Annotated in this window: 24 protein-coding genes; 19 read left to right on the forward strand and 5 right to left on the reverse strand. The window is 44.8% G+C overall.

Annotation, left to right across the window (positions count from 1 at the left end; all coding sequences use genetic code 11):
- Positions 1-92: 92 nt before the first annotated feature.
- The 7 genes from CXK86_RS14910 (at position 93) to CXK86_RS14940 (ending at position 8334) form a co-directional block, all read left to right on the forward strand.
- A complete protein-coding gene (locus CXK86_RS14910; RefSeq protein ID WP_036608600.1) occupies positions 93-863 on the forward strand; it encodes an ABC transporter ATP-binding protein in 771 nt (256 codons plus the stop codon).
- Positions 838-2796 (forward strand): ABC transporter permease, encoded by a 1959-nt coding sequence (locus CXK86_RS14915; protein WP_047842722.1) that lies wholly within the window; start codon positions 838-840, stop codon positions 2794-2796. The genes CXK86_RS14910 and CXK86_RS14915 overlap by 26 nt, the downstream gene beginning before the upstream one ends.
- A 173-nt stretch (positions 2797-2969) precedes the next feature.
- Positions 2970-4415, forward strand: coding sequence for a 4-hydroxyphenylacetate 3-hydroxylase family protein (locus tag CXK86_RS14920; protein ID WP_083684214.1), 1446 nt, complete (start codon positions 2970-2972; stop codon positions 4413-4415).
- A 234-nt stretch (positions 4416-4649) separates the two neighbouring features.
- Complete coding sequence (locus CXK86_RS14925) at positions 4650-5357, forward strand: response regulator transcription factor (RefSeq protein WP_036608597.1); 708 nt, start codon at positions 4650-4652, stop codon at positions 5355-5357.
- Positions 5335-6792: a sensor histidine kinase gene (locus tag CXK86_RS14930; protein ID WP_076249525.1), complete on the forward strand. Its 1458-nt coding sequence runs from the start codon at positions 5335-5337 to the stop codon at positions 6790-6792. The genes CXK86_RS14925 and CXK86_RS14930 overlap by 23 nt, the downstream gene beginning before the upstream one ends.
- A 35-nt stretch (positions 6793-6827) precedes the next feature.
- Positions 6828-7907 (forward strand): AI-2E family transporter, encoded by a 1080-nt coding sequence (locus CXK86_RS14935; RefSeq protein WP_036608593.1) that lies wholly within the window; start codon positions 6828-6830, stop codon positions 7905-7907.
- A gap of 28 nt (positions 7908-7935) precedes the next feature.
- The gene (locus CXK86_RS14940; RefSeq protein ID WP_076249524.1) at positions 7936-8334 is read left to right on the forward strand and encodes an Asp23/Gls24 family envelope stress response protein; all 399 of its coding nucleotides are present in this window, start codon (positions 7936-7938) and stop codon (positions 8332-8334) included.
- A 69-nt stretch (positions 8335-8403) separates the two neighbouring features.
- Here the strand turns inward: CXK86_RS14940 and CXK86_RS14945 are convergent, their stop codons facing one another.
- The gene (locus tag CXK86_RS14945) at positions 8404-9249 is read right to left on the reverse strand and encodes an AraC family transcriptional regulator (RefSeq protein WP_076249523.1); all 846 of its coding nucleotides are present in this window, start codon (positions 9247-9249) and stop codon (positions 8404-8406) included.
- A gap of 201 nt (positions 9250-9450) precedes the next feature.
- Between CXK86_RS14945 and CXK86_RS14950 the strand changes: the two genes are divergently transcribed.
- The 3 genes from CXK86_RS14950 to CXK86_RS14960 all read left to right on the forward strand — a co-directional run bounded on the left by CXK86_RS14950 (position 9451) and on the right by CXK86_RS14960 (position 13675).
- On the forward strand, positions 9451-10455 hold the full coding sequence (locus tag CXK86_RS14950; RefSeq protein ID WP_076249522.1) for an aldo/keto reductase: 1005 nt from the start codon (positions 9451-9453) through the stop codon (positions 10453-10455).
- A gap of 267 nt (positions 10456-10722) precedes the next feature.
- Positions 10723-12315 (forward strand): acyl-CoA synthetase MbcS, encoded by a 1593-nt coding sequence (gene mbcS, locus CXK86_RS14955; protein ID WP_179087809.1) that lies wholly within the window; start codon positions 10723-10725, stop codon positions 12313-12315.
- Between the two features lie 115 nt (positions 12316-12430).
- Positions 12431-13675, forward strand: coding sequence for an aminopeptidase (locus CXK86_RS14960; RefSeq protein ID WP_036608587.1), 1245 nt, complete (start codon positions 12431-12433; stop codon positions 13673-13675).
- Between the two features lie 96 nt (positions 13676-13771).
- On the opposite strand, the gene CXK86_RS14965 is transcribed toward CXK86_RS14960, so the two are convergent.
- A complete protein-coding gene (locus CXK86_RS14965; RefSeq protein WP_076249521.1) occupies positions 13772-14230 on the reverse strand; it encodes an AraC family transcriptional regulator in 459 nt (152 codons plus the stop codon).
- Positions 14231-14397: 167 nt separating this feature from the next.
- Between CXK86_RS14965 and CXK86_RS14970 the strand changes: the two genes are divergently transcribed.
- Complete coding sequence (locus CXK86_RS14970; protein ID WP_076249520.1) at positions 14398-15558, forward strand: leucine-rich repeat domain-containing protein; 1161 nt, start codon at positions 14398-14400, stop codon at positions 15556-15558.
- A 231-nt stretch (positions 15559-15789) separates the two neighbouring features.
- Here the strand turns inward: CXK86_RS14970 and CXK86_RS14975 are convergent, their stop codons facing one another.
- Entirely contained in the window at positions 15790-16422 is a 633-nt protein-coding gene (locus CXK86_RS14975; protein ID WP_047842731.1) for a nitroreductase family protein, read from the reverse strand.
- A 130-nt stretch (positions 16423-16552) separates the two neighbouring features.
- Between CXK86_RS14975 and CXK86_RS14980 the strand changes: the two genes are divergently transcribed.
- A complete protein-coding gene (locus tag CXK86_RS14980; RefSeq protein ID WP_235193803.1) occupies positions 16553-16792 on the forward strand; it encodes a hypothetical protein in 240 nt (79 codons plus the stop codon).
- A gap of 140 nt (positions 16793-16932) precedes the next feature.
- Here CXK86_RS14980 and CXK86_RS14985 read toward each other — a convergent pair whose 3' ends face one another.
- Both CXK86_RS14985 and CXK86_RS14990 read right to left on the reverse strand, forming a co-directional pair.
- Complete coding sequence (locus CXK86_RS14985; protein WP_076249519.1) at positions 16933-17706, reverse strand: M15 family metallopeptidase; 774 nt, start codon at positions 17704-17706, stop codon at positions 16933-16935.
- A gap of 229 nt (positions 17707-17935) precedes the next feature.
- Positions 17936-18298: an iron-sulfur cluster biosynthesis family protein gene (locus CXK86_RS14990; RefSeq protein WP_076214772.1), complete on the reverse strand. Its 363-nt coding sequence runs from the start codon at positions 18296-18298 to the stop codon at positions 17936-17938.
- Positions 18299-18466: 168 nt separating this feature from the next.
- Here CXK86_RS14990 and CXK86_RS14995 point away from each other — a divergent pair, with 168 nt between their 5' ends.
- The 7 genes from CXK86_RS14995 to CXK86_RS15025 all read left to right on the forward strand — a co-directional run bounded on the left by CXK86_RS14995 (position 18467) and on the right by CXK86_RS15025 (position 25245).
- Positions 18467-19051 (forward strand): TetR/AcrR family transcriptional regulator, encoded by a 585-nt coding sequence (locus tag CXK86_RS14995; protein ID WP_076249518.1) that lies wholly within the window; start codon positions 18467-18469, stop codon positions 19049-19051.
- 132 nt (positions 19052-19183) lie between these two features.
- Positions 19184-19630 (forward strand): nuclear transport factor 2 family protein, encoded by a 447-nt coding sequence (locus CXK86_RS15000; RefSeq protein ID WP_076249517.1) that lies wholly within the window; start codon positions 19184-19186, stop codon positions 19628-19630.
- Complete coding sequence (locus tag CXK86_RS15005) at positions 19620-20480, forward strand: ergot alkaloid biosynthesis protein (protein WP_180361773.1); 861 nt, start codon at positions 19620-19622, stop codon at positions 20478-20480. Before CXK86_RS15000 ends, CXK86_RS15005 begins: the two co-directional genes overlap by 11 nt.
- 220 nt (positions 20481-20700) lie before the next feature.
- The gene (locus CXK86_RS15010; RefSeq protein WP_076249515.1) at positions 20701-21675 is read left to right on the forward strand and encodes an ABC transporter ATP-binding protein; all 975 of its coding nucleotides are present in this window, start codon (positions 20701-20703) and stop codon (positions 21673-21675) included.
- A complete protein-coding gene (gene opuFB / locus CXK86_RS15015) occupies positions 21668-23182 on the forward strand; it encodes an osmoprotectant update ABC transporter permease/substrate-binding subunit OpuFB (protein ID WP_101313978.1) in 1515 nt (504 codons plus the stop codon). Before CXK86_RS15010 ends, opuFB begins: the two co-directional genes overlap by 8 nt.
- 50 nt (positions 23183-23232) lie before the next feature.
- The gene (locus CXK86_RS15020) at positions 23233-24579 is read left to right on the forward strand and encodes a dihydrolipoyl dehydrogenase family protein (RefSeq protein ID WP_101313979.1); all 1347 of its coding nucleotides are present in this window, start codon (positions 23233-23235) and stop codon (positions 24577-24579) included.
- A 45-nt stretch (positions 24580-24624) separates the two neighbouring features.
- Positions 24625-25245 carry a DUF1349 domain-containing protein gene (locus CXK86_RS15025; protein WP_257467861.1) on the forward strand — a complete coding sequence of 207 codons (621 nt, stop codon included), beginning with the start codon at positions 24625-24627 and terminating at the stop codon, positions 25243-25245.
- The last annotated feature ends 109 nt before the right edge of the window (positions 25246-25354 follow it).

Raw genomic sequence — 25354 nt, forward strand, 5'->3', positions numbered from 1 at the left:
AAGAGTACAGGAAAGGCCACGCACAATACGCATGCACACAGCATGAAAAGTAACTTGATTTTGAATTCATATATCACTAAGGAGTTGTAACCATGGAGATTTGTTCTGTGAAACAGATCAGTAAAATCTACAAAGGCATCGTATCTTATGAAGCGTTATCAGGTATTGACCTCAGTATTCAGGAAGGTGAGTTTGTTGGCATCATGGGACCATCGGGTAGTGGCAAAACAACGCTGCTGAACATGATCTCAACCATTGATCACCCAACATCAGGCGAACTGCGGATTGCAGGAAAGAATCCGTTTGAATTGAATCAGGACGAACTCGCGCTGTTCCGGCGCAAAGAGCTTGGATTTGTTTTTCAATCGTTCAATCTGTTAAATACACTGACAGTCAAGGAAAACATTGTGCTGCCACTGACTCTTGACGGTGTTTCGCTAGCAGAGATGAACACACGTGTCGAACAGCTGGCAAGCAAGTTGGGGATCGAGGGTATTCTGAACAAACGGACATATGAGATATCAGGAGGACAGGCACAGCGTACGGCCATTGCCAGAGCGCTTATCCATTCCCCGAAGCTGATTCTGGCCGATGAGCCAACAGGCAACCTGGATTCGAAGGCGGCAAGAGATGTCATGGAGATTCTCGAAACTCGCAATCAGGAGGATCAGGCTACGATGCTGCTGGTCACTCATGATGCAGTAGCTGCAAGTTATTGCAGTCGGGTTGTCTTTATCAAGGATGGCAAACTGTATAATGAAATTCACTACGGCGATAATCGCGCAGCCTTTTACCAGAAGATTATTAATGTATTATCCCTAATGGGAGGTTCAGGACATGAATTTTCGCCAGTTCGCCATTAATAACGTTGTTCGCAATAAACGAATTTATCTGGCTCATTTTCTGAGCAGTACATTTTCCGTTATGATCTTTTTTACTTACGCATTGCTCCTGTTCCATCCTGATTTGAAAGCGGGGTTAAAGGGATCAAGTGGGACGGTTACGTTGCTTGCAAATCAGGGGTTTGTGATTGCAGAGATCATTATATTCATCTTTTCATTCCTGTTCCTGCTCTACTCCGTTGGTTCATTTCTGAAGACGCGCAAGAAGGAATTTGGTATTTTCCTGATCATAGGCATGACACGTAAGCAGATGAACAGACTTCTGTTTATGGAGAACATGTGTATCGGATTAGCTTCCATCATTACCGGGATTGGACTCGGAATTATTTTCGGCAAATTGATTCTGCTGATCTGTGGCTCCATGCTGGCTGTTGAGAACAGTCTTCGATTCTATTTTCCGCTAAAAAGCATTGCCCTGACGGCAGGTGCATTTCTGCTGCTGTTTGTTGTGATCGCGATGTCCTCATCCTTGCTCATTCGCAAAGGAACTCTCATTGACCTTGTGAAATCAGAGGAAAAACCGAAACCGGAACCCAAAGCCTCACGTCTACTCGCCTTGTTATCCGTATTGTTGATTGGTGGGGGTTATGCAGGAGTATTCACTTTTGTATGGATAAGCTTCTCCTTTCCGTTATTACTCGCAAGTGTCGTGGTTGTTATTGCAGGTACGTACTTTCTGTTCACGCAGCTCAGTGTATACATCATTCGGGCACTGAAAAGAAATCCAAGGTTGTTTTTCCGTAAAACCAATCTGCTCTTCCTATCTGAACTTACCTATCGAATGAAAGATAACGCCATCATGTTTTTCATGGTAAGTATCATCTCGGCTTCTTCATTTACGGGAATTGGCACCATGCTTGCTATTGCTGACCCGGGGTTGTCGTCCATGTCGAATCCGTACGCATTCAGTTATATGAATAACTGGTATACTCCAAACTCCGAGCGACATATTCGGCAGATTGAAGAAACGTTGATTGATAATCAAGTTCCCTACGTGAAGGGCAGTTATGCTCCTATAGGTGAAAATAATAATGGGAATATTATCAAACTGAGTGATTATAACCGTCTTGCGAAGGCACTGGGGTATGAAGAACGTACGTTGAAACAAATCGATGAGTCATTTATGACACCAAGCAATTTGGCGATGCGCAAGGAGTACCGTGAACAGGTTGAAAAAGGAGCCTCGGGAGGAAAGATCAATCTGGAGGTTGATAATCAGCACATACCTGTCCAGCTATCGACACCTGGTACCGATATTGTGATTCCTTTTCAATATGAAATTTATCTCTACGTCGTAACCGACGAATTGTTTAATAAGATGAGACCTGCGTACAACGAGGAAGTTGGCATGCCTGAAGGTTTCTATTCGAGTCGAACGATACAATTTATCGTGAAAGATTGGATGGGTACACGCAGCTTTGCTCCTGAATTGATCAAATCCATTCAAGATGATCATTCCGAAAAAGGTTATTACGAGGTCAGCGCGCTTGTGGTGGATTGGCTTAATTCCAAGCAGACCAATGGCATCATTCTAATTTTGAGCGGCCTGATCGGCATTGTTTTCTTCACCTTTGCAGCAAGTTTCACGTATTTCAGACTTTACGCAGATCTAGAACGGGATGAAGCGCAGTATCGCATGATTGGCAAAATGGGACTGAGTCGTCCCGAACTCCGTAAGATCGTAACAAGGCAGCTATTGCTTATGTTCTTCCTGCCGATTCTGGTGGCGGTCATCCACAGTTCGGTTGCCTTTGTGGCGTTGCAGCAACTGGTTGATTTCTCGGTCTTTGGATACAGCCTGCGCATCTTCTTGGTGTTTGCTTCCATGCAGATTTTGTATTTTGCACTCGTGCGCTGGCGGTATCTGCGTCACATGTATTCCAAATTAGTCTAAAATAGCATGGCCCAACAGACACCGGACTCATCGCTCGGTGTCTGTTGACTTTTCTAGCTGAGGCACAGTACTATTTCATTAGATACAGAATGTATCATTACATAGTTTTTCAAGCAGTTAGAAGGATGGAGTTACAGAAATGTCAGGCCGGTGCCTGAGAGGGAGGACATATCATGAGTATCACGATGTCTCGTGGACAAGCTTACATTCAACGTTTGAATGATGAGCGGAATGTATGGCTGGACGGAGAGCGTATCCAGGTAACTGGGCATCAGGCCTTTCAGGGAACACTTCAAACCATAGAAGGATTGTTCAATCTGGTGGATGACCCGGAGACAAGGGAAATCGTGGCCTATTGGGACGAACAGACGGGAAGTTACGTGCATCGCTCTTTTCTTGTGCCTCGTTCACTTCCTGACGTGAACTGCAGGGCGGATGCTTTTCGGCTGTGGGCCGATCGGACGTACGGAGTGATGAGCCGATTGTCTGATTATGCCCGATCCCGGCTGACCGGTTGGTATGCAACACGACATGAGATGACAGCGCATGACCCGGCATTTGCAGGTAAAATATCCGCATATTTTGAACAAGCCAAGCGAAACGATGCATTCCTGACAATTGTACAGCGTGACCCGCAGATTAATCGGTCCTTGCCTGTTAGAGAAGATGAGGATGCCATGCTGCGAATTGTCAAAAGGAATACGGAGGGCGTTGTGATCCGCGGGGCCAAAATGGTGGCAACAGCAGCGCCTTATGCGGATGATATCATTGCTTATCCCGTTCAACGAATTCCAGGCCACCTGCCAGAGCTGGCCCATATGGTAATCGTAGCTGCGGACAGTCCGGGTTTGCACATGATGTGTCGTGAATCTTTTGCCACAAAAGATACAGATAAATCACATCCACTCAGTGCGCAGTATGATGAGATGGATGCTGTATTATTTTTTGATGATGTATTTGTACCCTGGGAACGTGTATTACTGCACAATAACCCTGAAGCCGTATGGCAGATTCGCTGCAATACAGCTTCGGCCAGTCTGGCCTATCATCAGAGTGTCATTCGATTACACTCGAAACTGGAGTTCATTACAGCCGTGACCTCATCCATTGCCAAGGAGATCGGGGTGGACTCTTTCCTGAATGTACAGGAACAACTCGGAGAGCTGATCAGTCAGATGCAGACCATCGAGGGACTGATTATTGCTGCTGAAGCACAGTCCAAGCCGGACGCATTTGGCAACTGGCTGCCGGAATTCAAATATATTGAAACCGCACGTAATCTGGGCAATCGCTATTACCCCCGCGCGGTGGAGATTTTGAAGACCATTGCTGCGGGTGGTCTGATTCAGATTCCTTCAGGTACGTTTGAGATGAATGAAATGATGGGTTCCATGATTGGCAAATATCTTGGTGGAGTAACGATGCAAGCCCCGGAGAAGATTCGTCTCTTTCAACTCGCATGGGAACTAACAGGAAGTCCACTCGGAGCAAGGCATGATCTGTATGAACGTTTCTACGCGGGTGATCCCGTGCGCAATCGGGCGAACCAATATGTGCAGTATGACAAGGAAAGCTTATTGGGGAAAGTTGAGCCGTGGCTTCGTTCGCTTAAGGACTGATCTGATGATCTAATACAAATGCTCCGAATGAAGATTGAAAAGCCTGAATGAAGAACGAAAAGCTTGAATGTAGGCTGAAAACAGCCCTTTTTTAGTTAATGCCTTGGCATGAGCCAGGGCTCTATTTCTATTTATTTAGATTATCTTTAGAAATGATTTAGGTTGAATTAAGAGACGTAGTATATAGTAATAATGTAGAGATAGGCATAGAGTATAGGAAATGAGAGGAATATCATGAGATACACCGTATTAATTGCAGATGACGAACCAGAGATTGTTGAACTGCTTCAACTATATCTGGAGAAGGACTATACCATTAAAACTGCGGTGAATGGAGCCGAGGCATTACAATGCATACGTTCAACACAGATCGATCTGGTCATACTGGACATCATGATGCCTGTAATGGATGGATTGCAGTTGATCAAACAGATCAGAGCCACATATCACATGCCTGTACTGTTCCTATCCGCTAAAAGTCAGGATCACGATAAAATCCTTGGACTTGGACTTGGGGCAGACGATTATATAGCGAAGCCGTTCAACCCGCTTGAGATTGTCGCCAGAGTAGAGGCGTTGCTCAGAAGAGTTAATCAATTTGATGCAGCGGAGATCCCCGAAGCGAAAGAACAGAATCTGGTATTAGGTGAGCTGACGCTGGATCGATCCCAATGTATCCTTTTTCGTTCAGGAAGTCCTGTAACATTGACCTCTACAGAGTATAAAATTATGGAATTGTTGCTTGATCAACCTGGCCGAGTGTTCACCCGTAAAAAAATATACGAAGCGGTCTGGGGCGATTATTATGCACACGAGGACAGCACGATTATGGTACATATCAGCAACATTCGGGAGAAGATCGAGCGTGACTCCAGACAACCGGAATATCTCAAAACGATAAGGGGACTGGGATACAAAATTGAAGCGCCCATGGAAAGCTAGAGAAAAGCGACTGTTGCAGACATCCCTGACTTTGGACTTCTTGCTGTTCAACTTCTTTTTGCTGTTACTGGTATTGATTGTGTACCTTATGGTTTCACTTGATGTCGTGGATTTTCGCATTTCGGATCAGGTGGTAGACCCGAATCTGAATGTTGAAGCCCACATGTATGTGGAGGAGCTGGAGAACGAATTTTATTCCGGTGGAGGTTCGGTGTCGAAAGGCAAAGACACAGAGATTCAACGTCTCAAGGATAGCGGGGGCTGGATTGAAATTCTGGATGCGAATCGCAATGTCATTCATCATGTGGGAGACAAGCAAGATGCGATCACGCAATACAGTGAAGCTGATCTATATGATGGACTGGAAAATCGGAGTGACCAGGAATACTATTATTCGATCACTCCTCTCTCGACAGAAGGAGCGGCAGCGTATGTATTGCTCAAAATCCCGCGTGATCTGGTCAGCGTGCGAATTAATGATAATCAGTTGATTACTAATCTGAAACATCCATTATCCTTTTACATTATGATTGGCATCGGTTTGGTTTTATTATTGATCTTTGTCTACAGCTACTGGGTCGCACGGAGAATCAAAAAACCACTCAGTATCCTCTCCTCGGGTCTTACGCAGATGATACAGGGGAATTATAGTACACGGATGTCGATCTCGGCCGAGAGGGAATTTGTCCAGATTGGTGAGACCTTCAACTACATGGCGGACGTTATTGAGAACACCTCTGCGGAGAAACGTTACGCCGAAGAGAGCAAACAGCGACTGATTGTAGACTTATCACATGATCTGAAGACACCGATAACATCCATACAGGGATATGCGCAGGCATTGGTGGAAGGACGTGGAGAGGACAAGGACAGGCAGCAAAGATATCTGGGATACATCTATAACAAGTCTGTTCAAGTTGCACGCATGATACAGAATATGTTGGAGTTGCTCAAGGTGGATTCGCCCGATTTTCGCATGCATATTCAGAGAAGAGAGATTGGAGAATTCCTGCGCGAGATTATGGCAGATACCTATGGGGAGATTGAACAGAAACAGTTTGTCCTTCATGTACTTGTTCCTGATGAGGTGATCTACGCGAGGTACGATCCGGAGCTGTTATCCAGAGTCATCCAGAATCTGATTACCAATGCTCTGTCTTATAATCCAATCGGGACCGAACTGCGCGTCGAACTCATTCCGCTTCATACCCATGTGGTGATTGAAGTGGCAGATAACGGAGTGGGCATACCTCAAGAACTATGGTCAACGATCTTTGACCCGTTTGTACGAGGGGATGAGGCGCGGACAGCGACCGGAGGCACCGGACTTGGTTTGTCCATCGCACGACGTAATACGGAGAAAATGGGCGGACGGCTGATCCTTTCCCGGCGTGGGCGAGAGACCACCGTGTTTAGCATTGAGATTCCAAATTAAATAAGAGAAGAAATGTCCATGTGGAGGGAAATATTTTGTTCAAAGTAAATACGTTTGTACGGTTCAGTATTGCACTGGCGCTGATATTGGTTAATATCTATTTATTATCACGTGTAAGCTTCATCTTTCAGCCGCTCGTCACCATGATCACGGTCATTACCGTGCCGATGATGTTGTCGGTGTTCTTTTATTATCTGCTAAGGCCGCTTGTGAATTATATGGAGAAAAAGAAAATAAATCGCACGCTAAGTATTTTGCTAATCTATCTGGTTATTGCTATTCTGGGAGTGTTCTTCATCATTGGTTTATGGCCATCGTTACGTGAGCAACTGATCAATCTGGTCGATAACGCACCAAGTTTAATTAATTCATTAAGTGACCAGCTCAGAGAGCTGGAGCAAAATGGTGCCATTCAGGCCTTGTTCCCTGAGGGCTCGACACCTTTCTCCCAGATCACGGAGTATATCAACAAAGGATTTAACTTTGTAACCAACTATGTAAGTGGATTTTTCTCACTTGTTTCCAGTTTTGCGATCATCTTGTTTACACTACCGATTCTTTTGTTCTATATGCTGTTACAAGGCGAGAAATTTGGTCGTAAATTGGCACATATCGCTCCAAAACGTTTCCAAAATGACAGCCGTGATGTTGTAATTGAGATTGATCAGGCGTTGAGTGGTTTTATCGTGGGAAGAGTTTTGGTCAATCTGGCGCTGGGTGTATTGATGTATATCGGTTTCCTCATCATTGGACTGCCGTACGCATTACTGCTCACGGTAATTGCGGTCATCATGAACTTTGTTCCGTTTATCGGAGCGATTGTGTCGTCCGTACCTATTGTGATCATGGGTCTCGTGGTATCACCATCGGTTGCCATCTGGTCTCTGATTATTATTCTTGTCGCTCAGCAGATTCAGGACAACCTGGTTGCACCGTACGTATTCGGCAAAAAGCTGGATATTCACCCGCTCACGACCATCATTCTGGTGTTGGGTGCAGGCGACCTGGGTGGAATTATTGCCATCCTGATTATTATCCCGGTTTATATGATCGTTAAAATTCTTTTGGTTCGAATCTATAACATGTTCTTCAAGGACAAATGGCAGAATGCATAGAATTTAATTATTCGAAGGAGTGGAGCACATGTCTGAAATTATCGAAAAACAATACAATGAACCTGAATATATTGCACCTCAATCTGTTCAAATGGGTACCATTCACATCTCGAATGATGTGTTATCCAAGATCGTGGGGATGGCCGCTCAATCAACGGCTGGTGTATCCTCCATGTCCGTTGGACTGACTGAAGGGATTGCCAAGAGTATTAGCGGCAAGAGTCTGCAAAAAGGGATTGACGTACACGTCAAAGACGAACAGGCAACCATCCAGCTGCGCATCAACATTCAATATGGCAACAAGATGCACGAGGTCTGCCGTGAACTTCAACATAATGTTCAACAGGCTGTAGAACAATTAGCCGGCGTCATGGTCGATGAAATCAAAGTGCAAGTTGTTGGCATATCCATGCCGGAGATGGTATAAACCAATGAAAAGAATGTAAGGAATAACGTTTGTAAGGATAAACGATTAACAAAAACAGCACCTTCCCAATTAATAACTTAACTGGGAGGGTGCTGTTTTATGTTTGCGATAATAGGTGGGCGCTTCACCCATCACTTTTTTGAACATTTTGGAGAAAAGCAATTGATCGGTGTAGCCCACAGAACGGGCAATATCGCCAATGGTCAGACCGGGATCAAGCGTTAGTTCGGCTGCCCTGCGCATCCGATAATGGACCAGATACGACTGAATACTGCTTCCCATCTGGTCCTTGAACAGAGAGCACAGATAACTGCGCTGCAAACCGACATGGGCGGCGATGGACTGAACGGTAATGGCATTGGCATAGTTCATTTCAATGAAGTCCATTACCTGCGTTACATACGTTTCCTTCGAATAATCCGGCATGGGTTGAAGATGCTCTGAATTAGCCTGATCAATCAAAATAGAGAAGAATTGATACAGTAAACCAGTCATGCTAATCTCCCAGCCTTTATGGGTATTGCGAGAATTGATCATTCGGTGCAGGCAGGATCGCATCTCGTCATCCTCATTACCCAGTTCAAAGATCGGGTGATGCTCGGACAGACAGGCCTGCTGTAAAAAGGAAGAACTATTGCTGCCTTGAAATGCAACCCAGCTGTATTCCCATGGATCATCCTGATCTGCTTCGTAATGCACGACGGAATGCGGAACGATCAGAAATCCTTGCCCTTTGTGCAGTGTATACTTTTTGCCACCAACTTCGAAGGTGCCTTTGCCATTCAAAATATAATGAATTTTGTAATAGTCTCGCATGGCAGGGCCAAAGTGGTGACCTGGTGTACATGCTTCCGTACCATAATGAAGGAGCTGTAGCTCCTGAAAATGATTGTTTTTGAACATATACGTAATCAAGGGTATTCACTCCTGTACGATTTCGTCTCATCTTGCATTTTAACATACTAAATAGTTGAAAAGATTAATTATTTAACATTAGTATATATAGATAACAATCATTATTCCATATGTTCAAAGTGAAATGCCATATTGTTTATCCAGGAAAATGTCTAAGATGAAAAGGAATTCAACAAACCTTACAGGAAAGTGAGAATAACGATGCCCTATACTGCGAGTGAACAACGATATGATGAGATGAAATATGTACGTTCCGGCAAATCCGGAATCAGACTTCCGCAAATTGCGCTGGGTTTATGGCAGAACTTTGGTGGCAACCGTACATTGGATATTCAGGAAGAAATGATTTTGCGTGCCTTTGACCTCGGAATTAACCATTTCGATCTGGCGAATAACTATGGTCCACCTCCAGGATCAGCGGAAGAGAACTTTGGCGTGATTTACAAAAAACATCTTCGTCCTTACCGGGATGAACTGCTTATCTCATCGAAGGCAGGCTACCATATGTGGAATGGACCTTACGGCGAGTGGGGCTCCCGTAAAAACCTGATTGCCAGTCTCGATCAAAGTCTTGGTCGGATGGGACTGGATTATGTAGACATTTTCTATCATCACCGTCCAGATCCGGACACGCCATTGGAAGAAACGATGACGGCATTGGATCATATCGTGCGGCAAGGTAAAGCATTGTATGTGGGCTTATCCAATTATAATGCAGAACAGACACAAGAAGCGGTGACCATTCTTCGTCGTCTGGGTACGCCATGTCTGGTTCATCAGCCAAACTACTCGATGTTAAATCGCTGGATTGAAGACGGTTTGCAGGACGTACTGGATGAGCAAGGCGTAGGTTCCATTGCGTTCTGTCCACTCGGGCGCGGTCAGTTGACGAATAAATATGTCGATAAGATCAAGGAAGAACGCGTCAATCCAACAGGAAATTTGAAAAAAGAAGCATATACGGACGAACGGATTGCCAAGTTCGATGCACTTCAGGCGGTTGCGGAGCGAAGAGGGCAGACGATCTCTCAACTGGCTCTGAACTGGATTTTGCGTGGTAACCGTGTAACTTCTGCATTGATTGGGGCAAGCCGTGTGTCCCAGATTGAAGAAAATGTAGCTGCGCTCAGCGCACCGGATCTGACAACGGAAGAGTTGAATGAGATCGAAAGCATTTTGGACGGAATGGGTAATTATCCGTGGTAACATACACAGTATAGCTGTGTGAAAATTATAGTTAGGTAAAACTAATGTAATATAAATGAAGAATGAAAATGGCGCCTACCTGATCAATCAGGAAGGCGCCATTTTGTATATGTCATTTTCATTATAGGATAAGATCTATTATAATAGTTCATTAATTGACCTATGTTTATTTTTTTCAGAATGAACCTAGTTCATAGCACCTGGTCCTAGGATTTAGGGTATAATATATAGAAGCTTTACAATTGAACTACGAAGGAGAGGCTCCATTTGAACTTTGAACAGTGGATTTCGCCTGAAAGCTATAACCTGACATCCGAGATGGAGAATCATCCATCAGACCGGATTGCACTTAGATGGCTCAGCGATCAACGAGAATTGGAAGAGATCACGTATGGTGATTTATTCAAGCAGGCGAATCGTCTTGCTGGAGGTTTGCGTGAACTTGGACTAGAGAAGGGTGATCGGGTGTTGGTCATGGTACCACGCCGTATTATTGCCTATGTCATTTATATTGCTTGTCTGAAATTGGGGATTGCCGTTATTCCTTCCTCCGAGATGTTACGGGCAAAAGATCTGGAATATCGTCTGCGTCACTCTGAGGCGCGGGCTGTTATTGTATGGTCCGAGACGACCTCAGAAGTGGAAAAGATGGACGCGGATCTGCCGTCACTGGCACATCGCATCGTGGCATCACCGAATGAAGAAGTTAGCGTACCTGCTGAAGGTTGGGTCAATGTGCATCAGTTAATGCAGAATCAACCCGACGAGATGGCTGCGGTGGAGACTCATCGTGATGATACGGCTATCCTTGCTTATACTTCGGGCACAACTGGTAATCCCAAAGGAGTTGTACATAGCCACGGTTGGGGATATGCCCACCTGCGGATCGCTTCTTCATTATGGTTGGATATTCAACCTTCAGATACCGTATGGGCAACGGCTGCACCTGGCTGGCAAAAATGGATCTGGAGCCCGTTCCTGTCGGTACTCGGAAGAGGCGCGACTGGACTGGTCTACAATGGATCATTCCAGCCCAAGCGTTATCTGGAACTGATGCAGGAACATCAGATTAATGTCCTTTGCTGTACACCAACCGAATATCGGTTGATGGCCAAAGCAGATGATCTTGGACATTATGACCTGTCTCATCTGCGCAGTGCTGTTTCAGCGGGTGAACCGCTCAATCAGGAAGTTATTGAAATCTTCCAGCGTCATTTTGACCTGACTATTCGGGACGGATATGGACAGACCGAGAGCACGTTGTTAATCGGCAGTCTCAAAGATGCGCCTGTACGTATTGGCTCGATGGGTCAGTCAATTACACCTGGATTGATTGAAATTATTGACGATGAGGGACAACCTGTGCCTCCGGGTGAAGTAGGAGATATCGCGGTACACAAAGAGATGCCAGCTTTGTTCCGGTCCTATTATCAGGATGAGGGACGGAAGGAAGCGAGTCAGCGTGGCGATTATTTTGTAACAGGGGACCGTGCACGCAAAGACGAAGAAGGATACTTCTGGTTTGAAGGTCGCAGTGACGACATCATCATCAGTTCGGGTTACACGATTGGACCATTTGAAGTGGAAGAAGCACTCATGAAACACGCCAGTGTGAAGGAATGTGCGGTGGTTGCAAGTCCGGATGAGATCCGTGGCAATATTGTCAAAGCTTTTGTCGTGTTGAGAGACGATTCACTGGCTTCACCGGAACTGATGCGTGAACTGCAACACCACGTCAAGGAAATTACAGCACCTTATAAATATCCACGCAAGATCGAATTTGTTACGGATCTGCCAAAGACCAACTCTGGTAAAATCCGCCGGATCGAGTTACGCGAACAAGAAAAACGTAATAGTTAGATCATTTTGTATAGATGAAATTTTGGGAATTGTGCCTGCGTAGTGAAAGAGAAGGAATCGATTCTGCAGAAGCGAAAGCGGTCGTACAATATATGAAACAGGAGTGAACACAACCATGAGTCAATTTGAACAAACCTTTGAAAAGTCATTGGAACAATACGCAGAACTAGTTGTTAAAGTTGGCGTGAATATTCAAAAAGGACAGGATCTGCTCGTTACTGCACCGATCGAAACGCTTGAATTCACACGTCTCATTGTGCAAAAAGCCTATGCGGCTGGTGCAAACTATGTACAAGTGGACTTCGATGATGACAACATTACCCGCAGTCGTTTTGAGCATGGTTCCAATGACAGCTTTGACTATTATCCAGCGTGGAAAGCGGATATGATGGAGAAGTTTGCGGAAGCAGGTGGCGCTACCCTGACGATTAAAGTTCCAGATCCTGAACTGTATAACGGAATTGACTCCGACAGCGTTTCCCGTGCTACCAAGGCAGCTGCACACGCACGTCGCGGATATGCCAAATACACACGCAACCATGAAATTAGCTGGTGTCTGATTAAAGCACCGACCAAGGCTTGGGCGAACAAAGTATTTGCCGACATCCCGGAAGAAGACCGAATCAACGTGATGTGGGAAACGATCTTCAAAATGAACCGTGTAGATGGCGGAGACGCCGTACAAAATTGGAGAGAACATCTGGATACCCTGAATACCATGAGTGATCTCCTGAATAAAAAGAACTATAAGAGCCTGCATTACCGTGCGCCAGGTACAGATTTGAAAATTGAATTGGTCCACAACCACATCTGGGGTGGCGGTGGTAGCGAAAATAAACAAGGTGTATACACCGTTGCCAATATGCCAACTGAAGAAGTATTCACCATGCCTAAACGCAGCGGAGTGAATGGATATGTCAGCAGTACCATGCCTTTGAACCTGAACGGACAACTTGTAGACCAGATGAGAATCACATTCAAGGATGGACAGGTTGTAGCGTTTACGGCAGCATCCGGTGAAGAGCATTTGAAGAACCTGTTTGCCACCGATGAAGGAGCACGTTATCTGGGTGAGGTCGCACTAGTACCACATGACTCCCCAATCTCCAACCTGAATCGTATTTTCTACAACACAGGTATTGACGAAAATGCATCCTGCCACTTGGCTGTGGGAAGTGCGTATCCATTCAACATGAAAGATGGCACAACCATGTCGAATGAAGAGTTACTGAAGCATGAGTGCAATGTGAGCTTGACTCACGTTGATTTCATGATCGGTTCTGCTGAACTGGATATCGATGGTGAGTTACAAGACGGTACAATCGAGCCGGTATTCCGTAAAGGCAACTGGGCATTTTAATATCTTAACAAGTCTTAACTAGCTAGTAGTAACAGTCGTTAACAAAAAAAGTGACTTCAACCTGAAGTCACTTTTTTTGTTTCCTCGTAACATGAATTACACGAGTTTTACAGGCACACATATTTCGCAATAATGCTGATTAAGCAGTTCCCAACGATATCGTTCTATAACCGGCTTGTTATCCATCCGATAACCACTTGTTTGTAAATGAGGGATGATCACATTCCATGCCTGCTGAATAGCTTCTGCCGTATGTCTCACCTTGCAGATGAGATAATCTCCGCCTGATAACTCGCCAATCTCAACAAACTCATCTTCCAGACGTTCAGATTCAGTGATAACAATACAGGCATCATATCTACATTTTTCGGGCGGTGTGGTAGTTGGGTCATCTTGTGGAATACCGAATAAAATTGCTGCTTCATTAAGCAGTTGTTTTTTGTCTGCCCATTGTTTCAGCGTATTCATCGCTTGAGCATTGGCAGGCCCATACGGACCAACTTGTCGCACATAGGCGATACGATATGACGTGAGGTTTTCGATAACCATTTCCATGAAAATCTTCCTCTCTGTACGATTTCTCTTACATATTGGATGCTAACATGGTATAAAAGAATTTGCTTAGGTAATTGTTGAATCCCGGCGACGAAACTCATAGAATAGTGATAATATGTTGGAAGACTGTTCCAATAGAGCAAAACGAGAGGGGGAGGGGTTATAACATGGATATTACTTATGCCTTCACGGATGAACATTTCAGGCAAGTTGTGTTGGATCGTTTTTGTGATCAGCGGGATTTCATCCAGGAGAGAGACGTTTGTGAGGTTGAGATATTAGAACTCTCAAATCACAATATTAGCAATCTTGATGGAATCGAGTATTTCAGGGGTCTTCAAGAGCTGGATTGTGCCTATAATCAATTGACCGGTTTGGTTCTAGCTCAGAATCACAAGCTGAGGATATTACGTTGCAGAGAGAATCAGCTTCTTACACTGGACCTCAGTTCCAATTTGGAATTGCAAGTGCTGGATTGCAGTTTTAATCGACTTCGCAAATTGGATCTTTCTCATAATCCCAGGCTTGTAATGGTGGAGTGTCATTGGAATATGTTATCGGAGCTGGCTTCGGAGCCCCTTGAGCAGTTGGAGGAACTTAGTTGCAGTTATAACGCTCTTTTCTCACTTGAACTTGAACACAATAAGCAACTGCGACGACTTGATTGCGCCAACAATTACATGTTGGAACTTGATGTAACCGGTTGTCCAAACTTGATTGAACTTCGTTGTAACCACAACCATATTAAACAGTTGGATTTTCGTTCAAATATGGTTTTAGAGAGTGTCCGTTGTTTTAACAACCATATTAGCAAGCTGGATATTCGCCATAACGTACAACTAAAAGAGTTGTACTGTTCCGAGAACAAATTAAACGAGTTGGATTATAGCGCTAATCCCAAGCTGGAAAGACTGCAGTATGCAGATAATCTAATGTTTGAATCCAATCATGAAGTTCCGGGTATGGGGTTGTTTCAGTATGACGTCTCGATGTCCAACTATCAGATGAGCTTACTTATTCAGGATAAAGAACTGGTAGTCACTGCACAGGTTTCAACCAAGACAGAGATGGAAGCCTTATCCTCATATATGGAAGAGACGTGGAAACGTTGGGACATGCTTGGTGAGCAGGCACTTAAAACCATTGCCGAGGCTCATCCGGACGAAGATATCAATACATTGATTTTGGCTGATGCAGAATTTCAGGGAGATCAATATTTCCGATTGGGTTATGATGCGGGGGATACACCTGCTGGTCGACTGTACATATATGCGGAGTTTGACGATGAATTTCACATGTTGGATACGTTGATCTATGAAACGTATTAAAGCCACGAGATCGTGGCTTTTTTGCTGTGTTGAACTAAAGATTATTTACACTGACACTACGATGACAGAACAACCTTCCAATCGCTGTTATCCCCAGATTTTAATTCCATTCCTTTTCTAAAGGGGAAAATCCGGGGATAAAGGCGCACGCTTCGCTTTTTCAGGTTTTTTCTGTCCTCTCCGTTATCGTGTAAATGTTAGTTCAACTTATATAATTGGTTATATTATATGTTATTCAGCGTGCATTTTGTTAAAGCTAACATATTCGTTAATCGGTTTACGGTAACCGCGTGGGCGCTGTTTGGCTTCCGACTTTTTGCCGATGGTGATCAGCATAACGGGTACGTAATGGTTAGGGATTTCCAAACTCCGTTGCAATTCTTCCGAGTCAAAGCCAATCATTGGACAAGTGTCCCAACCGCGATCCTGAGCGATCAGCATCAATTGCATGGCAGACAGGCTGGCATTGCGAATCGCATCCTCACGTTGGAAGAATCTGCCGCGAGATTCGTAAAATTCGGTGACACTTTGGGATTCCTGCTCGTATTGGAACGGAGTAAGAGCGCCTAGGTTCAGCAGGCCTTCGTTAATCGTGCGGATATGATGATGCGCGTTGACGTCGCCCAATACCACGATGACTGCAGAAGCTGTTTTTACCTTATATTGCTGGGAAGCCTCATAGACTTTCTCTTTCTGTTCCTCGTCTTTAATCACAAGATAGTGCGTGTGTTGCAGGTTAAAGGCAGATGGTGCAAATTTGTTCAGGGCAAACATTTCTTGCAGTTCCAAATCCGAAATTTCAATTCCTTCTTCAAAAATAACGGCCGATCTACGGTTTTTGACTAGATTCTCCAACTCACTCATGGTGGTTTCCCTCGCTTATGTATAATTTATAAACTGACTATAACACACTTAGTTACTTTATGTAAGTATTATTTTAGAATAAGACAAGGATTGTCTGCCATACGCTAAAATAAAACACTAGAGGTGATTCATGAAAGCATTGATCGCAAGGTATATGGGAGGACATGACCCTCATGAATTTCGGGTATATGTGATCCAATCTTCGACGTTAAAACGTTTTGTAGTCGTGGAGATTATTCTAGGCCCTATCGTGTACAATGTCGCACTTTATTTGTGCCATAATGTAATACTTGCTGGAGTAGGCTCTTGGGCTGGAACAGAAGGTCTGAAGAGACTGCCACTGGTCTTTAGAAAAATCGTTGGGACATGATGAAGTGTGTAAATGAAAAATTGAAGCAGAAGAGGGCCAGTTGCGGCCCCATCTTCTCCTTCAGTCATGTTATCTATAGTCACGCTTCTTTTATCTAAACACATAATTATAACTGTCTAAGCTTTGGGTTCAAACTTGCCTTATTTGGCACGTTCCAAATACTGCTCCAGCGTAAGTTTCTGGTTGGTAATCTCACCAGCAATATATACTCCGACATAACGTACATGCCATGGCTCATAGGAGTAACCAGTCAATTTCTCCTGATCTTTGCCATAACGGATGATGAAACCGTACTTGTGGGCATTGGCTTTCAGCCATTTGCCTTCTTTGGTGTTGCCAAAGCTTTGCTGAAGATCATAACCAGCCGAAGCGCTGGAGATATCCATGGCTAGACCCGTTTGATGTTCGCTTTGTCCTGGCCGAGCACTTGTTTTATTGGCAACAGCTTCACCTTTGATGCTGGCATTACGGTCAAAGATCGATTTTTGGGTCGCATAAGAGCGATAGCCAGACACCGCTTTGATATCGATGCCGTCTTTTTTAGCAGCGGCAAATAATTTCTCTATCGCGGTTGCGGCCACTTTACGCATCTGTTTCTTCGGACTGGAACCTGAGAAGCTAAAAGGAATATTAGGTACAACCAAATCTTGTGGTGTATAAGTTGAAGGCAGATTTCTCTTTTTATTGACAAGCACAACTGTACTGGACACATTGGTCACAGTTGCCACATTTTTAATCGTTTTGATCGTACGACCAGGTGCATTATCATGCAGAAATTGAGTGAAGCTGGAGCTTGCAGCAGACGCGACGGGATTCAGGCTTGAAGTGATGGGAAACGTAGTAAAAGCAGAACCTGCTACAACAGAGCCTACGAGAATTGTAGATATGATGGATTTACGAGTAAAAGGTTTCATGATGTGTGTTCCTCCTCGGAATATATGAATCTATATACCGAGTATACTAGAGGATTATATCCATAGGTTCTCCAATTGTTTCCGAGTTGTAAACAAAGTTTGCTAGATTCTTCTTCTTCTTCAACTCTCGTAGAGGCAGTATACATGAAAAAGCCGTTGCATTAGATGCAACGGCTTTCGATGTGAAGAGAGATAATGCTAGATTACTCCAAGTATGCTGGAGACTGTGTTATAGCATGCAGGCGTCGGATCCACCGGAGCTTCCCGCAGTTACTGCACGGGTGTCACGAACGCGTACGTTGGCGCTGAGCACACCAGAATCACTGCTTAATTTGAAAGAAGGATAATTCTCTTCTGTATCCAGCTTCATGTGTTGTTCTAGGTTCAGCTGCTGCTTCGGATCAACATAGAACGGAACCAGATTGGTTTCAATCTGCGCGTCGAGAGCCGCAAGTTCATCAACAATGATAATAGCGATAACTCCGTTACATCCGCAACCTTCCAAGTCATAGATCACTTTGAAATATCCAGGTTGGTCATTCAGGCTTTCCGTCAATCGTTTTGCTGCCAAATCTGTAATTTGAATATACATATAGGTACACTCCTTTATATGTGGTCATGGTTGGTAAATGGTAAAAGAATTCATTCATCTTCTATTCCCATTATACCACTTTGGCAAAAATCAAAGCATTTATTTTCTTGACTGATCAGTCTGGAAAAGGTATTCTTTAGTTAATGAATAGGGAGGTGAGGTCTGAAATTGGGAAGAGCCAAGGAGTTCGACACGGAGACTGTTCTAAGAAAAGCAACGTCTGTATTTGGAGCGTACGGTTATGAAGGTACATCTTTGAGCTTACTGCTGAGTGAACTTGGCATTGCGCGGCAAAGCCTGTATGACACCTACGGAACTAAACATGATTTATTTGTCTCTGCTCTTAAATTCTATATTCAGCAGAAGACAGAGGCGGGGATCAGACTATTAAATGAATGTACAAATGTGAGGCAAGGCGTGACGGAGTTGTTCAACGAAGCGGTTAACGTGTTGACAGACAACGAACGTCGTAATGAATGTTTCATCATTAATAGCGCGGTTGAACAGGCACCACAAAATCACGAAATCGCGGCCTTTATTCAAACCACTAACCAACAAATGGAAGATGTTTTTCATACTGCGCTGTTACGAGGCCAGAGGAGTGGCGAACTGAGGCATGCAGAGGAAGAATTGCCCGGTCTTGCCCGTTTTCTGAATTATTCCCGACTCTCATTGACCTTTACGGCGAAGAGCGGTGCAAGTACAGAAGCGCTGCGAGATTTTGTACAGATGACCCTAAGGGCTATGGATTAGCGTTTTACATGATTCGAGTAAGAATTCTTTACGTTTTCTTGAAAATGGACGCTTAAGGCGTTTATTTTTTGACTATTATAGACCGATTGGTCTGGAAAAAGAACACGAAACAAACTGAAGGAGGAAATAAGGATGACACAATCTCAGCAGTTGGAAGAGGGCAATAGTATACCGTATCGGATCATGCATGGATTTACTCAATTGCTACTGGAGGGAAAACTAGAACAATGGTTGGAGTTATATACATCTGACGCTATTTTCGAATTCCCATATGCACCAGCAGGATATCCTCAGAAACTGGAAGGCAAAGCCGCAATTACGAATCATCTTCATAATCTACTGGGGATGATTGAAATTCAGCAGTTTTCTGAACCGGTGATCTTGGCTGATTCCACGAAACAACAGTTTGTGGCTGAATTTACTTGTAAAGGGCGTTCATTAGTTACAGGCAAGCCTTACAACCAAACGTACATCTCTGTAGTGAGCCACTCTAATGGAAAAATTACACATTATAAAGACTATTGGAATCCGATGGTCGTACTCGAATCGGACTTAGGAGGAAACAAGCATGATCAATGATAAACCGTTGACACTTATTACCGGAGCTAATGGAAAGACAGGAAGCCGTGTTGCGGCCATACTTCAAAAGCATCATTATCCGGTGCGTTTGGCAGGAAGAACTAAACCATCTCTTTCTGGTTCTGCCGATAATTATGTCTATTTTGATTGGTATGATTCCGAGACATATGCGCTGGCGCTGAAAAATGTGAATCAGGTGTACCTTGTCATGCCGGTCATGGATATGAACCCAGAAGACGTCATCATTCCGTTCATCAAGGAAGCATTGTGGAACGGCGTTAAGCGATTCGTTTTACTTGGCAGTGCTTCAATTGATGAAGAGGGTCCTATATTTGGCAAAGTACATCAGTATATAAAAGCCCATGCTCCTGAGTGGGCTGTATTGCAGCCTTCCTATTTTATGGAGAACTTTACGGAGGGACCGCATCGGGAGACGACGAAGCAACTCGGGAAAATTTACAGTGCTACGGGTAACGGAAAAATTGGATTTGTTAGTGCAGATGACATCGCGGCGGTGGCCTTCCATGCTCTAACAGATGTTGTTCCTCATAATACGGAGCATATCATTACAGGGCCGGAGACGTTGTCCTATGGACAGGTTGCAGACGTCTTGAGCCGTGTACTGGGTCAGTCCATCCAGCATGAATCTTTGTCCGATGATGAATTGAGGAACAGCATGATTCGCGCAGGAATGTCAGAAGAATACGCTGCTGCCCTCGCAGGACTGGATGTGCCTATCCGGGAGGAGGGGAGAGAAGATCAGACGACGGATACGGTGAAAAAATTAACGGGGAATAACCCGATTTCATTCGAGCAATTTATTCAGAATCATATGGAAGTATGGAAATAATGGAAGAAACATTTTCATATTATGAGAAGACGGTGCCTAGTGCCCGTCTTTTTGCATGTCTACCAGCATGTTGACATCGTTGATTCGAATATGGATCTCTCCCTAACAAGGGACACTAAGGAAAGCAGTGATTATACGAACACACTTTTGGGGAAATAGATGAAGATGAATGTTAGGGCGTGTCTGAAACACGCCCTAGATAAAGGGGCGAAGAGAGCGAATGATTCAGTTCGAAAATGTATCAAAACAATATCCTGATGGAACAACGGCTTTGCGTCAGGTTAACCTCAACATTAACAAGGGAGAACTGTTTGTCATGATTGGTCCGAGTGGATGTGGCAAAACCACCATGCTCAAAATGATCAATCGCCTGATTGAACGAACAGATGGAACAGTGCGCATTAATGAACGCCCAATCGATGAATACAACATTCACGAATTGCGCTGGAATATAGGATATGTGCTGCAACAGATTGCACTATTCCCGCATATGACAATTGCCGAAAATATTGCAGTTGTTCCTGAACTCCGAAAATGGAAGTCAGATCAAATCAAGGAGCGTGTACATACGTTACTGGACATGGTTGGTTTGCACGGAGATACATACAGTGAGCGTAAACCGTCCGAGTTATCCGGAGGACAACAGCAGAGAATTGGTGTGTTGCGTGCACTCGCTGCCGATCCCGAGATCGTTTTGATGGATGAACCGTTCAGTGCACTCGATCCAATGAGTCGGGAGAAATTACAGGACGATATTTTGGATATCCAGCGTCAGATGAAAAAAACAATTGTGTTTGTCACCCATGATATTCAGGAAGCGATGAAGCTGGGGGATCGCATCTGCATTATGAAGGATGGACAGGTTTTGCAGGTAGGCACCCCGGAAGAACTGATCCGACAGCCAGCTAATGACTTCGTACGTGAATTTGTTGGAAGTCCTAACACCGATACGAGTTCACAATCTGATTTTGATCTCGAATCCATCATGTCACCACTCTCACCGGGTCATGTGCCAAAATCAGCCAAAACTGCCGTTCCTGTATCCATTACGTTGACGGAGTTAGTTGATATCATGGCTTCCCATGACCATCTGCTGGTTGAACGTAACCGCCAGATTATTGGCGAGATCAGTCGAGTTGATCTGATGAAATACTGGTCTGGTCAGTTACAGGAACGAGGTGAAGGACATGAGTAGATTCACGGAGGTGTTCAGTGAGCGCAAAGGTCAGTTGTTGTCTGCTCTGCTGGAACATATTCAGATCTCATTTATCGCATTGTTCTTTGCTGTCCTCATCGCTATTCCGCTTGGTATTTACTTGACACGCAAGCCAAAAGTCGCTGAACCGATTATTGGGGTTACGGCTGTGTTGCAGACGATACCTTCCTTGGCGCTTCTCGGATTGCTCATCCCGTTATTCGGCATAGGCACACTTCCTGCAATCATTGCACTGGTGGTGTATGCGCTGCTTCCGGTACTCCGCAACACGTACACAGGCATATCCGAAGTTGATCCTTCCATGGTGGAAGCGGCGAATGCGATGGGTATGAATAGTTGGCAACGTCTAATCAAAGTGGAACTGCCACTGGCGATGCCTGTCATTATGGCCGGAATTCGGACCGCGATGGTGCTTATTGTAGGAACGGCGACACTTGCTGCTTTGATCGGCGCAGGAGGTTTGGGTGCATTAATTTTGCTGGGCATTGATCGGAACGATACGGCACTGATCATCCTTGGAGCCATTCCGGCCGCCTTGCTGGCTATTTTGTTTGATGTACTATTACGTCAGTTCCAACGATTATCCTTTAAGAAAACATTGGTTACCCTTGGTTCGCTGGCAATAATCGCGATACTTGTGATTACCATTCCCTTCGTGGCACGTGGTGGACAGAAGGATCTCGTCATTTCCGGGAAATTGGGGGCGGAACCCGAAATTCTCATTAATATGTACAAATTGTTAATCGAAAAAGACACAGACCTGACCGTTGAACTAAAACCCGGATTAGGCAAAACGCCATTCCTTTTCAATGCACTCAAGTCGGGTGATATTGACATCTATTCCGAATTCACGGGGACAGCGATCTCCGAATTTATGAAGGAGACGGCTGTGAGTACGGATCGAACAGAGGTCTACGAACAAGCAAGAGATGGAATGCTGAGCCAGTTCAACATGGTGCTGCTGAACCCAATGGATTACAACAATACGTATACGTTGGCCGTTCCAAAGAGCATCGCAGATCAATACAATCTCAAGACCATTTCGGATCTCAAACCGGTTGAGCAGCAGATCAAAGCAGGATTCACACTTGAATTCTCGGATCGGGAAGACGGATACCTTGGCATACAGAAAAAGTATGGGATTGAATTCCCGAACGTTGCAACAATGGAACCCAAGCTTCGCTATGGTGCTCTTCAGCGCGGAGATATTAATCTCGTTGATGCTTACTCCACAGACAGTGAGTTGAGACAGTATGAACTCGTTGTGCTGGAGGATGATCAGGAGTTATTCCCACCGTATCAAGGCGCGCCGATGCTTCGTCAAGAAACGGCAGATCAATATCCACAACTGGTTGAGGTGCTGAATCAGCTTGCTGGCAAAATTACGGATGACGAGATGCGTCAGATGAACTATGACGTGAACGTAGAGGGAGCGAATCCTGAACAGGTTGCGGCAGAGTACCTTAAACAGGCTGGATTGCTGTAACTTTAGGCATCCCTGCAATAGATGTACCAAAAGGATGAGGAGGAACCATGATGACACAAGAAACGTATGACTTGATTGCGATTGGCACAGGAAGCGCGGCAAGCTCTGTAATTACCCGTTGCGCTGAAGCTGGATGGAAAATCGCTGTAATTGATGAACGGGAGTTCGGCGGAACGTGTGCACTGCGTGGCTGTGATCCCAAGAAAGTGTTGGCTGGAGCGGCTGAGCTGATTGACTGGAATGAACGGATGCAAGGGAAAGGAATTCAGGGACAGGCGACCATCAACTGGTCTGAACTTATGGCCTTTAAACGCACCTTTACCGAAAGCATACCTAGAGCAAGTGAAGATCAATTCAAACAGGCCGGAATGGATACGTTCCACGGTAAAGCTTCATTTGTCGATGAAAATCATATTCAAGTGGGAGAAGAAGTGCTCCATGGAAAACACATCCTGATTGCTACTGGTGCAAGACCAGCACCACTTGAGATTGAGGGCTCAGAGCATCTTATATACAGTGATGACTTTCTGGATCTGGAACAGCTGCCGGATCGATTAGTTCTGGTAGGCGGTGGATACATTGCATTTGAGTTTGCGCATATTGCGGCCAGAGCCGGGACGGAAGTCCATATCCTGCATCGGAGTGAACAGCCTCTGAAATCGTTTGATGTGGAGCTGGTAGAATCTTTGTTGCAAAAATCAAAAGAGATTGGCATTCATGTTCACTTGAACGCGGAGGTGAAGTCCATACGGCAAGAGGGGAACGCCTATGTCGTTCATGGCACACGTAATGGTGCAGATCACCAGTGGCAGTGTGGACTTGTCGTTCATGGAGCCGGGCGTGTTCCTAATGTGGATGGGCTGGAATTGGAGAAAGCCAACGTCAGCTACAGCAAAAAGGGGATTACGGTGAACGAGTACTTGCAAAGTGAAAGTAATCCGAGAGTGTATGCTGCTGGCGATGTGACCGATACAAAAGGGTTGCCTTTAACCCCGTTAGCAGGTCAGGAATCCCGGGCTGTATCGTTCAATTTGTTGGAGGGAAACCAACACAAACCAAATTATAAAGTGATGCCTTCCATTGTGTTTACTGTCCCTGCCCTTGGAGCTGTAGGTATGAGCACGGAACAAGCCAAGAAAGAGGGCTACGAGGTGCAGGTAAATGATATGTCGAAATGGTATACTTACAAGCGAACTCATGAAAAATTTGCCATGGCCAAAGTGGTGATCGACAAATCAACTGGACGTATTCTGGGTGCGCATGTGCTCGGGAGCAAAACAGAAGAATTGATCAACCTTTTTGCAATGGCGATTCAGTTCAATCTGACTATCGATCAGTTAAACACCATGAATTTTGCATATCCTACTGCTGCATCGGATCTGGGTTCTTTAATTTAGAAGTGATGAAGTGGTGATGAACTCCCCTTTGGGATGGAAGGAAGGATGAAAATAACGATGTCATCGGATTTTATTGGGCTTCATGAAGGCAAGTGGACTAAGGAACCCGTTGCTGCACGTATGGATGGGGATCGTTTCGTTGTGGAAGCTCGGGAAGGCAGTGACTTCTGGGAGAACACATTCTACGGGTTCTGTCATCGGGATGGACATGCCATGCTTGCTCCATGGGACGGAACGGAAGCGATTGAGGTATCGTTTGATCTAAGCTCATTCACCCAATTATATGATCAGGCTGGACTAATGTTATGGTACGGAGAAGACCAATGGATCAAGGCCGGAGTTGAGGTTAATGATGGCGTGGCACATGTTGGAGCTGTCGTGACGGATACGTATTCAGATTGGTCACTCTCTCCTGTGCCAGAGTGGGGTGGACGAATCGTAACAATCAGAGCCTCCTACAGTAATGAGGCTGTTGTCATTCGTGCTCGCACAGATGAGCATCCTTGGCGTACGATTCGGGTTGCACGGTTTGCCTATCCGACGAACAAACATGCAGGTCCATTTCTGTGTTCACCAAAGCGTGCAGGGTTCGAGGTAGCCTTTACCAAGTGGAGATCCACGACACCCGATCAAGACTTGCATACAGATCCGCCGATTACAGATTAAAACAAGTTAAGATGCACGATAAACCATGAAACATGAACAGGTGTATGGCTTAGAAAGCAAGACAACAAAAATAAGCAAGTCTTCCATTGACGGAGGACTTGCTTATTTT

Source organism: Paenibacillus sp. BGI2013 (assembly GCF_002843485.1).
In the GTDB taxonomy this organism is placed as follows: domain Bacteria; phylum Bacillota; class Bacilli; order Paenibacillales; family Paenibacillaceae; genus Paenibacillus; species Paenibacillus amylolyticus.